The 13,128-nt window shown below is 40.8% G+C and carries 13 protein-coding genes; 9 read left to right on the forward strand and 4 right to left on the reverse strand.

The genetic code is table 11. The annotated features are described in order from the left end of the window. The first annotated feature begins 28 nt into the window (after positions 1–28). The 4 genes from J2S05_RS12730 (at position 29) to J2S05_RS12745 (ending at position 4,621) form a co-directional block, all read left to right on the forward strand. Entirely contained in the window at positions 29–1,684 is a 1,656-nt protein-coding gene (locus J2S05_RS12730) for a peptide ABC transporter substrate-binding protein (RefSeq protein WP_306983350.1), read from the forward strand. Positions 1,685–1,747: 63 nt separating this feature from the next. Beyond that, entirely contained in the window at positions 1,748–2,674 is a 927-nt protein-coding gene (locus J2S05_RS12735) for a S66 peptidase family protein (protein ID WP_306983352.1), read from the forward strand. A gap of 4 nt (positions 2,675–2,678) precedes the next feature. After that, positions 2,679–3,581 carry a C40 family peptidase gene (locus tag J2S05_RS12740; protein WP_306983354.1) on the forward strand — a complete coding sequence of 301 codons (903 nt, stop codon included), beginning with the start codon at positions 2,679–2,681 and terminating at the stop codon, positions 3,579–3,581. Positions 3,582–3,616: 35 nt separating this feature from the next. Beyond that, a complete protein-coding gene (locus J2S05_RS12745) occupies positions 3,617–4,621 on the forward strand; it encodes an ABC transporter ATP-binding protein (RefSeq protein WP_306983356.1) in 1,005 nt (334 codons plus the stop codon). On the opposite strand, the gene J2S05_RS12750 is transcribed toward J2S05_RS12745, so the two are convergent. Next, positions 4,612–5,250, reverse strand: a complete 639-nt coding sequence (locus J2S05_RS12750; protein ID WP_306983358.1) for an NUDIX hydrolase — start codon at positions 5,248–5,250, stop codon at positions 4,612–4,614. The genes J2S05_RS12745 and J2S05_RS12750 overlap by 10 nt on opposite strands. 305 nt (positions 5,251–5,555) lie before the next feature. Here J2S05_RS12750 and rsgA point away from each other — a divergent pair, with 305 nt between their 5' ends. The 3 genes from rsgA to J2S05_RS12765 are packed head-to-tail and all read left to right on the forward strand — an operon-like array spanning position 5,556 to position 8,515. Then, positions 5,556–6,605 (forward strand): ribosome small subunit-dependent GTPase A, encoded by a 1,050-nt coding sequence (gene rsgA / locus J2S05_RS12755; RefSeq protein ID WP_306983360.1) that lies wholly within the window; start codon positions 5,556–5,558, stop codon positions 6,603–6,605. Between the two features lie 40 nt (positions 6,606–6,645). Beyond that, the gene (locus J2S05_RS12760) at positions 6,646–8,118 is read left to right on the forward strand and encodes an MDR family MFS transporter (RefSeq protein ID WP_306983363.1); all 1,473 of its coding nucleotides are present in this window, start codon (positions 6,646–6,648) and stop codon (positions 8,116–8,118) included. 22 nt (positions 8,119–8,140) lie between these two features. Further along, entirely contained in the window at positions 8,141–8,515 is a 375-nt protein-coding gene (locus J2S05_RS12765) for a DoxX family protein (protein ID WP_306983364.1), read from the forward strand. Positions 8,516–8,580: 65 nt separating this feature from the next. Here the strand turns inward: J2S05_RS12765 and J2S05_RS12770 are convergent, their stop codons facing one another. Beyond that, positions 8,581–9,585: a Gfo/Idh/MocA family protein gene (locus tag J2S05_RS12770; RefSeq protein WP_306983366.1), complete on the reverse strand. Its 1,005-nt coding sequence runs from the start codon at positions 9,583–9,585 to the stop codon at positions 8,581–8,583. A 147-nt stretch (positions 9,586–9,732) separates the two neighbouring features. Further along, positions 9,733–10,044 carry a winged helix-turn-helix transcriptional regulator gene (locus J2S05_RS12775; protein ID WP_306983480.1) on the reverse strand — a complete coding sequence of 104 codons (312 nt, stop codon included), beginning with the start codon at positions 10,042–10,044 and terminating at the stop codon, positions 9,733–9,735. Positions 10,045–10,205: 161 nt separating this feature from the next. On the opposite strand from J2S05_RS12775, the gene J2S05_RS12780 reads away from it, so the two are divergent. Continuing rightward, positions 10,206–11,060 (forward strand): VOC family protein, encoded by an 855-nt coding sequence (locus J2S05_RS12780; protein WP_306983368.1) that lies wholly within the window; start codon positions 10,206–10,208, stop codon positions 11,058–11,060. Between the two features lie 138 nt (positions 11,061–11,198). Further along, positions 11,199–11,798: a nitroreductase family protein gene (locus J2S05_RS12785; RefSeq protein WP_306983370.1), complete on the forward strand. Its 600-nt coding sequence runs from the start codon at positions 11,199–11,201 to the stop codon at positions 11,796–11,798. A 58-nt stretch (positions 11,799–11,856) separates the two neighbouring features. Here the strand turns inward: J2S05_RS12785 and J2S05_RS12790 are convergent, their stop codons facing one another. Beyond that, a complete protein-coding gene (locus J2S05_RS12790; RefSeq protein ID WP_306983372.1) occupies positions 11,857–12,555 on the reverse strand; it encodes a universal stress protein in 699 nt (232 codons plus the stop codon). Positions 12,556–13,128 lie beyond the last annotated feature (573 nt).

A 13,128-nucleotide genomic window follows, 5' to 3' on the forward strand; every position in this document is an offset into this window, starting at 1 on the left:
TTACCACAAACTAAAAGGAGGTAGTTATATGAAGAAATGGCTTCTTATGCTGATGGTGATGGTTGGGCTAATGGTGATGCTAGCTGCATGTACAACAACAGGTGGAACGGACTCAGACAATGGCACAGACGATGAAGAGACTACGGATGAAGGAACGAGTGATGGTGGTGGATCTGGAGATCATATCTTACGTTTAAATAATGAAAATGAACCAACATCACTCGATTCAACAAAAGCGTTTGACAATGTTTCTTATTACATCTTAAACAATTTGATGGAAGGCTTAACGAGATTAGGTGATACACATGAACCAGAAGAGGCTACAGCAGAGAGCTGGGAAGTATCTGATGATGGGCTAACGTACACATTTACGATTCGTGAAAACGCGAATTGGTCTAATGGTGAGCCAGTCATTGCTAGAGATTTTGAATATGCATGGAAGAGACTAGCGAACCCTGAGACAGCCGCCGACGCAGCATTTTTAACGGACTTAATCGAGGGGGCTAGTGAATATAATAGTGGAGAAGGCTCCGCAGATGATATGGCGGTCACGGCCCTAGATGAGAAGACACTAGAGGTCACCCTTAACAGTCCGCAAGCTTATTTCTTAAGTATCATCTCAAATCCAGCTTTTTTCCCAGTACATTTCGAGACGGTTGAAGAGGATGATAATTGGGCAGCAGAAGCAGACACCTTTGTCGGAAATGGGCCATTTGCTTTAACAAGCTGGAATCACAATTCAAATCTAACCATGGATAAAAATGAAGAGTACTGGGATGTCGATTCGGTTCAATTAGATGGTGTTGTCTGGGAAATGGTGAGTGACCGCAACACTGAATATCAGCTGTTCCAAACGGGCGAGCTTCATACATCATCTATACCAACTGAACTGGCTGAGCAACTAATTGCCGATGGAGAGGTCGAATTTGAAGACCAATCAGGCACGTATTTCTATCGCTTTAATGTAGAGATGGAGCCTTTTCAAAATGAGAAGATTCGTAAAGCCTTCTCGATGGCTGTAGATCAACAAGAAATTGTGGATTATGTTACAAAACGAAACGAAAATGCAGCACATGGATTTGTTGCAAATGGATTCCCTGAACCATCAGGAGAAGATTTCCGTGATGTGGGAGGAGACTTACTTAGCTTTGATCCAGAAGAGGCGCAATCCTTACTAGAAGAGGGCATGGAAGAAGAGGGATATTCAGAGCTTCCTGAGATCACATTGTCTTACAACACCAGTGATGAACATAAGCTCATTGCAGAGGTTCTTCAAGATATGTTTAAAACACATCTTGATGTGGATGTCACACTTGCCAATACGGAGTGGAACGTGTTTCTTGAAGCTCAACAAAATTTAGAAATGCAGTTTTCAAGATCTTCCTTTATTGCGGACTTTGCCGATCCAATTAACTATCTGGAGAGTTTTATTACGGGTAGTTCTATGAATCGAACAGGCTGGAGCAATGAAGAGTATGATGACCTCATTGCCGCTGCCAAAACAGAGGCAGATGAGGAAACAAGATTTGAGCTAATGCATCAGGCTGAAGAAATCTTAATGGAAGAAGCACCAATTTTTCCGATCTACTTTTATAATCAGCCTTTATTACAAGCTGATGAAGTCAGTGGAATCGTCCGTCACCCTGTTGGTTACATTGAATTAAAATGGGCAAGTATCCAATAGGTTATAAATGCGAGGGTCTAGGAAACTGGACCCTTTTGTTTTTCTAAACAGGAGGCATCGTGAATGAAACCAGAGCGGCTAAAACCTGGAGATACGATTGGTATTGTTGCTCCTTCAAGTCCACCAGATCTCGTTCGATTAAAGAAAGGGATCAAGCAGTATAAGCAGTATGGGCTAAATGTTCAGATCGGTACGTCTGTGACGAATGTAAATGGTTATTTGGCCGGGACTGATCTAGATCGAGCACAAGATCTTCAACAGATGTTTCAAGATGATCGAATAAAAGGCATCTTTAGTGCATATGGAGGGTATGGAGCAGCAAGAATCGTTGAACATCTCGATTTTAATAGAATTCAGCAGAACCCTAAGATTTTCTGGGGATATAGTGATTCAACCTTTTTGCATCAAGCAATCTATCAAAAAACAGGATTAGTGACGTTTCACGGACCGATGATGAGCAGCGATTTAGGAGATGAAATTCATCCTTTAACAGAGAGTTATTTGCGACAGGTATTTCAGCCAACAACGATTACGTATGATGAAAGCATATCTACGCTTGACGTAATTGGGCAAGGAAAGGGGATGATTTCTGCTCCAGTAATAGGAGGCAATCTCACCTTGTTGACTAGTTCTCTTGGGACCGAATTTGAGGTCAATACAACAAACACCATTTTATTTATTGAAGATGTGGATGAGGAGCCGTATCGGTTGGATCGGATGCTGAATCAGTTACGAATGGCAGGAAAGTTACAAGAAGCAGTGGCGATTCTAGTAGGTGATTTCCACCGATGCACTCCGGTTAAAAGAACAGAGTCTCTCTCCATTTCAGAAGTGTTGACTCATCATATTGAACTAGCCGGAACACCGGCCATGACTGGATTTCAGATGGGACATTGCTCACCAACGGTTTCTATCCCATTAGGGGCCATTGCGAAATTAGATTTTGATAAAAAAACAATAGAGATTGAACCAGGTGTAAAAGGAGAGTGAAAAGATGGAACGATGTGCCGTTCGAACGGCTGTAGCCACCGTATGGACAAAACCAGAATCCATCCGAGAAGTAGATAAGCTAGTAGTCGGTTATCCAGATGCCATTCAAGAATGGTTAACTACTCTAACGTTTGAAGAAAGGCTAGATTTATGCACATCAAATCGAACGCAGACACAAGCCTTGTTTGGGCAGGAAGTAATGAAGCTTAGAGAAGTAGGGGGTTGGGCAGAAGTATGTGTAACAGATCAACCTACAGCCAAATCAGAATTAGGCTATCCGGGATGGATACCACTTGATCAGCTTGAAGCAGTGCCACAAATATATGGAGACGTATCTCAAGCATTTGTTCAATCGAATACAGCATGGTTATACCATATGGACGATGAGAAATTCATAGAAGTTAGTTTTCAAACGCGACTACCTATTATAGAGATCGAAGCGATGTGGGTGGTGGTTCAGACCCCACTTGGTAAAGGTAAATTGCTGTCAAAAGATATAAGGATAGTCGGTCCGAATGAACATATACACCCGTATTCTGGTGAAGATCTTGTCCAAACAGGTCGGCAATTTCTTCAGTTGCCTTATCTTTGGGCGGGAATGAGTGGTTTTGGTTTTGACTGCTCAGGGTTTGTTTATCAAATACATCGAGCTTATGGTCTGACTATTCCAAGAGATGCCTCTGAACAAGCAAGGGCTGGAAGGTTCATTGAACGAGAAGATCTAGCACCAGGGGATTTGCTTTACTTTGCTTATGAAGAAGGAATGGGTAGGGTTCACCACGTAGCCATGTATACAGGCAATGGACGAATGATCCATGCTCCTAAAACAGGAAAATGTGTTGAGGAAGTTGAGATTAGCGGGATCTATGAGAAGGAGCACTGTATCTCAAGAAGATACTGGTCGTGATGAGTGATAAATGGACCTAGGTGGAGGTGGATGAAGTGAAGTTGGAGGACTTATTAGTCGTATCTCACTTAAAAAAGCATTTTGACGTGGGAAAAGGACAAACATTAAAAGCAGTGAATGATGTATCCTTTACCATTAAAAAGGGTGAAACCTTTGGATTAGTTGGGGAATCAGGCTGTGGAAAATCAACACTCGGACGTACATTAATCCGTCTATATCAAAAAACAGCAGGTGAAGTGAGCTTTAATGGTGTGGATGTCTTTCGTGCGACAGAAAAACAAAAGGATCAATTAACACGGCACATGCAGATGATTTTCCAAGATCCCTATGCGTCCTTGAATCCGCGGGCTACAGTAATGGATAGTATTGCAGAAGGGATGGACATTCAAGGTTTGAATAAGGGAAAGAAAAGAAAAGAACGTGTTCATGAACTTTTACGCACGGTGGGGTTAAATGAAGAACATGCACAACGTTATCCACATGAATTTAGTGGTGGACAGCGACAGCGAATTGGCATTGCACGTGCACTCGCGTTGGAGCCGCAATTGATCATTGCAGATGAGCCAATTTCTGCCCTCGATGTATCCATTCAAGCCCAGGTCGTCAATTTATTAAAGCAACTTCAAAAAGAAAGAGGATTAACCTACTTATTTATTGCCCACGATCTGTCTATGGTTAAGCATATTAGTGACCGCATTGCTGTGATGTATTTAGGTCAGATTGTGGAGCTGACAGATAGTGATTCACTTTATGCCAATCCACTGCATCCTTATACACAGGCGTTGCTTTCAGCTATTCCAATTCCTGATCCAGACATAGAGGATAAGCGTGAACGCATCATTTTAAAGGGAGAGCTACCAAGCCCAATTGATCCTCCAAGTGGCTGTGTGTTCCGAACTCGCTGTGCGTATGCCATGGAAGTGTGTGCAGAATCGACGCCGTCGTTAAAAGAGTGGAAGGAGGGTCATTTTGCAGCATGTCATTTGTTAGAAGAAACAGGTGCGGCAAAAGAGACCGCGGCTAGTCGTGTTCATTCATAAGCCTGATCAAAATGTGAATCAACGGCTTTTATCAATGCTTGAAAGTATGAGTCACTATGAGGCACGAGGTCATGTTTTGAAATAGGAAGAGTCACAGATTTCGTTGACTGCTTAGATTCTAATAAAAAGCCATCTGCTGTGGCAGAAACAGTAGGGTCAAGGATCACTTTCTTAAAATCAGACCAAAGCATGCGGAAGATGCCACCAACTTCTTCGACTTGTATCTGATAGTCTTTTATCTGTTGTGGAAGCTCTGTGTATAGATAAAGGTGACAAAATTCATTATCCACAATCGTTGTGGTCTCAAGCTCATCTGCTACCGTTCCTAAGTGTATTAAGTCTTTGAAGTCTACGTCTATTCCTATTTCTTCATTTAGTTCACGAACACCATCTTCTTTTGATTCGTGACTAAGAAGGTGCCCGGCCGCGGATATATCAAATTTGGCAGGGAAATCTTTTTTAGTAGGGCTTCTAAATTGTAGGTCTACATAACAGGTATCATGAATCAAACCAATCATCCAACAATGGAACGTTTCATGCCAAAAACCTTGCTCGTGAACAGAAGATCTTGATTTAATTCCAATGGGTTCACCCTGCTCATTAAATACACGTAATAATTCGGTCTCCATCGTATGAGACCTCCTTTCATTATTTAAATTAGTATAATTTTGTTTTTTCTTCTTGTCGAGTGAATATAAATACAGTATGATAAGAAAAACAACTGAGGAGGGATGCTTTATGACAAACAGTATGGTAATTAATCAGAACTTCATAAGGCAGCCCATATAACCATCAGGAAAAATCGGACTTTTTTATTATGTTGATTATTCATGTGTGGATGGGCTGCAATCTGTCCGTACGCACACTTTCAGGAAGACTGCGGCGAACCGCGGTCTTTTTTTGATTCATCAACTTATAAAAGGGGACGATTTATTTGAATAATAATCAATTTGGATGGACGAACGAGAGACAAGAGGAGTGGAAACAATATCAAACGACAGAATGGATACCTGGTAGGGTCATTCTAGAACATAAACGGATGTACCGAGTGATGACTTCTGCTGGGGAACTGCTTAGTGAGGTATCTGGGAAGCTAGATTTTGAAGCAATTGATCGAGTGGATTATCCAGCAGTTGGTGATTGGGTAGCGGTTTCTGCCAGAGTGGATGAAGGCAAGGCGATCATTCATAAGGTTCTTAATAGAACAAGTCAATTCAGTCGCAAGGCAGCTGGTGGCACCTATGAAGAGCAATTAGTAGCTGTAAATGTAGACACTCTTATAATTGTTACGGCATTAACGAAGGATTTTAACCCCCGTAGAATTGAAAGATATGTCTTATTAGCCTATGAAAGTGGGACAAGTCCGGTAGTGGTATTAAGCAAGCTGGACTTGTGTTCAGATCCGGAGTCTTCTGTTCAAGAAGTCACTGCTGCATGTCCTGGCGTTCCTATCCATGCGTTGAGTTCCGTTACTGGAGAAGGAATGGATCAGCTCTCAGTGTATCTAACAGAAGGTAGAACAGTTGCACTACTAGGCTCTTCCGGAGCAGGGAAATCAAGCATAACTAATGCATTAATGGATGAACAAGTGCAAAAGGTAAATGAAACAAGAGTGACTGATGACCGTGGCAAGCATACGACTACACATCGCGAACTCTTTTGGCTACCAAACGGAGCGGGTATTATCGACACTCCAGGAATGCGTGAGATACAGCTTTTAGGAGCGGATGTCGGAATTGAACAAAGTTATGAAGACATCTACAAGCTGGCTGAAGCGTGCAGGTTTAATGATTGTCAGCACAAGCAAGAGCCGGGTTGCCGCGTTCAAGAAGCAATAGAGACTGGTGAATTGAGTGAACAACGCTTTCGTGGCTATCTAAAGCTTTTACGGGAACAGGCTTACGCGCAACGGCAAGTAGATAAGAGAGCAATGATTCAAGAAAAAAAACGGTGGAAGAAAATAACGAAAAGCTCTAGAAGATAAAGCAACTTTCGTTGGAATGAAATAGGAGTGAGAGAAAGATATGGATTTATCATCAACTACAGATACACAAACAACAAATGAAGCGGCAAATGTAAAAGTGATTCCCCTTATAGCTGTATTACTTTCAGGGGCCTTTGTGGCTATCTTGAATGAAACGGTTCTGAACGTAGCCTTGCAAGCGATTATGGGTGACCTTGGTGTAGCAGCAAGCCATGCCCAATGGCTAGTGACCGGTTATATGCTGATCATTGGAACGTTGATTCCGATCTCAGCTTTCTTTATTCAACGATTCTCAACACGACAGCTTTTTATCACGGCCATGGGATTGTTTACACTAGGTACGCTAGTAGCGGGTTTTAGTCCGAGTTTTTCAGTCCTCCTCATTGGGAGGATGATACAAGCAGTTGGAACGGCCATCATGATTCCTCTATTAATGAACGTCATATTGGTTATTATTCCAATTGATCGTAGAGGGGCTGCTATGGGTATGATTGGGCTGGTTATTATGTTTGCGCCAGCTATCGGCCCTACTGTTTCAGGACTCATCGTACAAAACTTGTCGTGGAGATGGTTGTTCTTCATCGTGCTACCCATTTCTCTTGCGTCACTAATGTTCGGCCTATATTTCCTAAAGAATGTAACCAAGCTAACAAAACCAAAGCTTGATATCTTATCATTTATTCTCTCTACGCTCGGTTTTGGTGGAATTGTTCTTGGATTTAGTATGGCAGGTGAAGGGGAAGCAACGTGGATGGACCCTGAAGTCATAGGATCACTCACTATTGGGGTTATTTCTCTGATATTATTTGCCTGGAGACAGGTAAAGATGGATACACCTCAACTTGATGTAAGAGTATTCCGTTACCCGATGTTCACGCTTGGACTGGTTATGATTATCACGGTCATGATGACGTTATTTGCCATGATGCTCGTGCTACCGATTTATATGCAAACAGTTCTTGCTTTTACAGCAGTTACCACAGGATTAGTGATGCTTCCTGGAGGCATTATTAATGGAGCAATGTCACCTATTATGGGTAAATTCTTTGATAAATATGGACCTAGAGCCCTACTTATTCCTGGTGCGACTTTGATGGTTATTAGTGTGTTCTCCTATCGCTTTATTGATGCCAGCACACCTATTACATTCGTTGTGATTCAGCACACTTTATTAATGATTTCGGTTGCTATGATTATGATGCCATCTCAAACAAATGGATTAAATCAATTACCTGCGCATTTGTATCCTCATGGAGCGGCTATTGCCAATACGCTTATGCAAGTATCTGGTGCGATTGGTGCAGCATTGTTTATCTCAATCATGGAAAATGGTCAGCATCGCACGCTTGAAGGCATACAGAATCCAACTCCTGCCCAACAAGTTGATGCATTGGCCGTAGGGGCTCAGCAGAGCTTCTCAACCGGATTCATTTTGGCATGTATCGTCTTATTTGTCTCATTATTTATCAAATCAAGTTTGAAACATAGTAAGAAAGAGGAATCCTTTCAATAGAGAAGATGAGAGGAGCCAAAAGATGGTCAAGCGAATAGCACGATACGCTTTTGTTTTATTATTTATTATTGCAGGTATTGGCCACTTTACGATGGCTGATGGCTTTGTACAAATGTTCCCTGATTGGGTCCCTTTTAAATATCCGATCGTATATATCACAGGAGTTATGGAATGGATCCTCGCTATATTACTTTTGATTAAAAGGACTCGTCGTATGGCGGGAATATGGACAGCTATCTATTTGGTATTAATATTCCCAGCAAATATATATATGGCCATTGCAGAGATTCCTGCCCCATGGGATGATCAGACGGATCCGGTTATTTTGTGGGTAAGGCTCTTATTCCAGCCTCTCCTTATTTGGTGGGTTTTGGTTGTATCAAGAGATAAAAAATAATAAAAAAAGAGCACATTCATGTGATGTGCTCTTTTTTACGAACTTATTAATTTAAAATGTATATCTTACTCAAATGGGTATTTTAAGCCCCACTCAGCACGTACTTGGTCAAGTAAACGAATAATGTCCAAGGATTCTTCTAACGTAATTACAGAGCTTTCTTTCTTGCCTTCAAGTAGGGCGCGTCCTACTTCTTCAGCTTCAAATTTGTAGCCTGATACGCCTTGTTCTGCACGTGAATCAGTGAAAGTGACTGGCTCTTCACCATTGATATGCAACGTTGCCTGATCAGCAAATAAAAATTGCGGGATGTGAATATAGCCTTTTGTTCCGTGAATATAGGCATCATTCGGTAAGTGTAATCTGACTCCACCATGAAGAGAGGCTGTTTTTCCTTCGCCGTAATCAAGCATAATTGAAAAATGTTCATCCACACCTGTTTCGCCGATATGAGCCGTTGTCCAGACGCGCTCAGGCTTTGGACCAAAGACCATAGATGCAAACGATACTGGATAAATACCAGCATCTAATAAAGCTCCTCCTCCTAGAGCAGGATTAAGTAGACGTCCCTCTGGATCCCATCCGATGTGGAAGCCAAATTCTGCTTTGACGATTTTTACCTCACCAATTTTTCCTTCATCTAACCACTCACGTACTTTGACAAGTGAAGGTAGGAAGCGAGACCACATTGCTTCCATAAGGAATAGATTTTTTTCGCGTGCTGTGGCAACTAATTCTTCAAGCTCCCCAGCATTCACAGTCATAGGCTTCTCACATAATACAGCTTTTCCAGCATGAAGAGCCGCTAAGACATTCTCTTTATGGAAAGGGTGTGGTGTTGCCACATATATGGCGTCTACATCTGGATTATTAACCAGATCATCGTAGCTTCCATGAATGGAAGGGATCGAGTACTTGTCCGCAAACTTGGTTGCGCTTTCTTTTGTACGTGAACCGACAGCATACAATTCACCATTTTCTGCATGTGTTAAGTCTGCTGCAAACTTCTCAGCAATTCCGCCTGTTCCAAGTATTCCCCATTTAATTTTTCCTGTTGATGCATTTGCCAATTACTCCGCCTCCTTTTAAGTTATCCATACAAGTTAGTGTAAACGCTTTATCCATTTATAGTTTAGCAGATTGCGAGTCTGAACGTATATAAAAAATAAAAAAAAGACTACATCTGTCAAAATGACGAGAATGCAGTCGGTCATGATTTATGCGTTATTTTGTTCAAGTGCAGCATTTTTCTCTATCTGCTTCAGGTGCTCAGCATGTTTACTGCCCCAATCGTGCATTGCGGCAAGTAAAGGCTGCAAACTATTTCCGTATTCCGTCATAGAGTATTCGACCTTCGGAGGGATTTGCGCATATACTTTCCGAATAACAATGTCATGATGCTCAAGCTCACGAAGTTGTGCGGTTAGCATCTTTTGTGTAATACCAGGAATAGAACGTTTTAATTCATTAAAGCGCATTACATCGTTAGTAGTAAGTTCAAATAATATTCTATGTTTCCATTTACCCATTAAAATTTCAAGCGCGGTATCTACTTTGCATATCTCCAATCGTCTAACCTCCTATAGTATCCATAATGACACTATACTACTTTTAAGTGCCTACTTCCATAAAAAAGTTCCATAGGGCATACTACGTTTAACATACTACGAATTAGTTGGAGGGGTTTTTCATGACGATTCATGCAAACACAAGTCTAGGGCAAGTAAGGCTAAAGGTATCAAATCTTGAGCAATCTATTACTTTTTATAAGGATATAATTGGATTCGATGTAGTCCGTCAAGTAGGAGCAGAGGCACATATAGGCGTTGAAGAAGACACACTAATTGTATTAGAAGAAATTCCTGATGCGATACGACTACCTGAACGTTCGGCAGCAGGACTTTACCATGTAGCGATATTGCTTCCAAACCGAGCGTCACTTGCGAGTATTCTCTATCATTTTGCAGATAAACAAGTGCCTATTGGTCAGGCGGATCACCTTGTGAGTGAAGCGATATACTTGTCAGATCCAGACGGAAATGGACTAGAAATTTATCGGGACCGTGATCGAACGGAATGGAATGTTGAGTCAAATGGTGATTATGTGATGGCATCAAATCCAATTGATATGAATCAGTTACTGATGGAAGCGGAAGAAGGGTCATGGTCAGGTATGCCACAAGGTACGGTCATTGGTCATGTTCATATGCATGTCGCAGACTTAGAGGAAACCGAAACCTACTATCGAGATGTTATTGGATTTGAAACAGTAGGAAATTACCGCGCAATGCATGCCAAATTCATGGCTGCAGGTCGTTACCATCACCATTTAGGCTTTAATATTTGGGCAGGAAAAGGAGTTCCACCAACTCCGGAGAATGCGATAGGCATGACTTATTACACAATTAAGCTTGTAAATGAAGAGGAAATCAAAAGCTTAATTCAAAGGTTAGAACAGGCCAATAGAAGCTACAAGCAAGAAGAATCAACCCTATGGACAGTCGATCCATCAGGCATGACTGTTCGTTTTGTGTATCAAAGGTAAGCACCTTCAGTATCGTTCAAGAAACTATACCACTTTATAGTGCGTACTTATTTCTTGAAAAGGGATAGGATACAATAATTTCAAGGCAAGTTGCCCATACTAGTATTGATTAAATTACAATTGATGGAGGAAAAGATTATGAGTAAAGATTTTTACCAAGCTATTGAAGATCGTCGTTCATATTATGCAGTGAGTAAGGAGCAAGTTGTTTCGGATGATCGTATTGTTGAGGTTGTTCATCACGCTGTGAAGCATGTGCCATCAGCATTTAACTCTCAGTCAACGCGTGTGATTGTTCTTTTAGGGGCAGAGCACGATAAGTTTTGGAACCTTACAACGGAAACGCTTCGTAAAGTCGTCCCTGCGGAGAATTTTGGCGCGACTCAAGAAAAGATGGACCTATTTAGTAATGGATACGGTACGGTTCTTTTCTTTGAAGACGAAGAAGTGGTTAAAGGACTTCAAGAGCAATTTGCATTATATGCTGATAACTTCCCGGTTTGGTCAGAACAAACATCCGGTATGCATCAATTTGCCGTTTGGACAGGATTAGAGATCGAAGGATTTGGCGCTACACTGCAGCATTATAATCCATTGGTTGATGAGGATGTAAAAAAAGAGTGGCATGTTCCTGCATCATGGAAGCTGAGAGCTCAAATGCCATTTGGTAAACCAGCTGCACCTGCTGGAGAAAAAGAATTTAGCTCTCTTGAAGAAAGAGTAAAGGTATACAAATAAGGAATATAGCAAAAAGGGGCCAAGTCACAATGACTGGGCCCCTTTATTAGTTTTATCGTTATTTTTTAAGCATTTCTTCTTTAATCTTCAATGAACAGGAAGTAACAACTTCTGGTTCGGTAACATCATCATCTGTAATATGAACCTGCATCATTTGGTTATCATTCATAAATTTGAAGACGCCATTGTTAAAGTCTGTACCTTGTTCTTTAAAGAAGATACCTTCAAACAATGCATCTTTTGGATGAGAGAAGGATAGGCGATACGCATCATCTTTATCTTTTGTTAGATAAGCACGGCAGCCCTTTTCGTAATGACCTTCTTCGCCTTTAAGTGATCGGTCGACAGAGACAACATGAAAGTCAACAAATGGAATTTCACGTAGCAATACATTCATAAATGAACCTTTTGTAATCTCTTCCCAGCGGCTCTTGGCTGTTTGACCAATAATAATTTGAGTAATGTGTTTCTCGCGTGCTACTTCAGCAATAACTTTTACAGCTGGACGCTTCTCATTATCACGAATCATAAATTCTTCAACGTTGTGTTCTTCAGCAAGTTGCTTCCAACGATCAATGTAGTCAGATTTCTCTGCATCCAATTCATCGTATGGGAGTGCATCAATTGTTAATATATATAGTGGACAATCCAGCATGCTAGCAATTTTACAGCCACGTTTAATTAATCGTTCACCATTTGGACCATAATATACACATACAAGAATACTTTCATCCATTCTTCCTTTAACTTTCTTCATTAATATTCACCTCTTATACTTCCAGTTATTAATTTATTTGATTCGCCTTTAAGCGATTTGGCCTGTGTAATTAAGCAATATCTTACTAAAACCAATTCAGTATATAATGAAACAAATAATATTTCAATTCAAATATGAATTTATTTTCAAATTTGAAGATACTAAAAATAAGTTAATCAAAATTAGATCGATTTACCTAATAATAGGAACGTAAATGTTACGATTTTGAGACATGGTCCAAAATGAAGTCCCTATTAAGTGCAATCAATCGTCTTTTATTATATACTTTTTAAGGAGAGTAACGGTTAAGTGTCATGATAATGAGTTAACATTAACCCAAGTTATGCAAGTGACTCACTCACTTGTATAGGTATTGTTAGGATGCTCCTACTTCCTAAGAGCAGAGCCCTGCTCCTTCAAGATACCGTGTTACAACAGACTGCGCATACTTTTTGCACAGTCCTATTGGGATGGCCAAAATTAAAGCTCCTAAGTGAATTCCATTATTTGCTTACATCATACACCTATACAACATTCAATTCAAGGACTACTTCAATGATAAATTTATTTCTA

Source organism: Alkalicoccobacillus murimartini, assembly GCF_030813245.1.
In the GTDB taxonomy this organism is placed as follows: domain Bacteria; phylum Bacillota; class Bacilli; order Bacillales; family Bacillaceae_D; genus Alkalicoccobacillus; species Alkalicoccobacillus murimartini.

Coding starts and splice junctions, on each gene's coding strand:
- J2S05_RS12735 (WP_306983352.1), top strand. CDS start 1,748: ATGAAACCAGAGCGGCTAAAACCTGGAGATACGATTGGTATTGTTGCT.
- J2S05_RS12740 (WP_306983354.1), top strand. CDS start 2,679: ATGGAACGATGTGCCGTTCGAACGGCTGTAGCCACCGTATGGACAAAA.
- J2S05_RS12730 (WP_306983350.1), top strand. CDS start 29: ATGAAGAAATGGCTTCTTATGCTGATGGTGATGGTTGGGCTAATGGTG.
- J2S05_RS12785 (WP_306983370.1), top strand. CDS start 11,199: ATGAGTAAAGATTTTTACCAAGCTATTGAAGATCGTCGTTCATATTAT.
- J2S05_RS12765 (WP_306983364.1), top strand. CDS start 8,141: ATGGTCAAGCGAATAGCACGATACGCTTTTGTTTTATTATTTATTATT.
- J2S05_RS12790 (WP_306983372.1), bottom strand. CDS start 12,555: ATGAAGAAAGTTAAAGGAAGAATGGATGAAAGTATTCTTGTATGTGTA.
- J2S05_RS12760 (WP_306983363.1), top strand. CDS start 6,646: ATGGATTTATCATCAACTACAGATACACAAACAACAAATGAAGCGGCA.
- J2S05_RS12750 (WP_306983358.1), bottom strand. CDS start 5,250: ATGGAGACCGAATTATTACGTGTATTTAATGAGCAGGGTGAACCCATT.
- J2S05_RS12780 (WP_306983368.1), top strand. CDS start 10,206: ATGACGATTCATGCAAACACAAGTCTAGGGCAAGTAAGGCTAAAGGTA.
- J2S05_RS12775 (WP_306983480.1), bottom strand. CDS start 10,044: ATGGGTAAATGGAAACATAGAATATTATTTGAACTTACTACTAACGAT.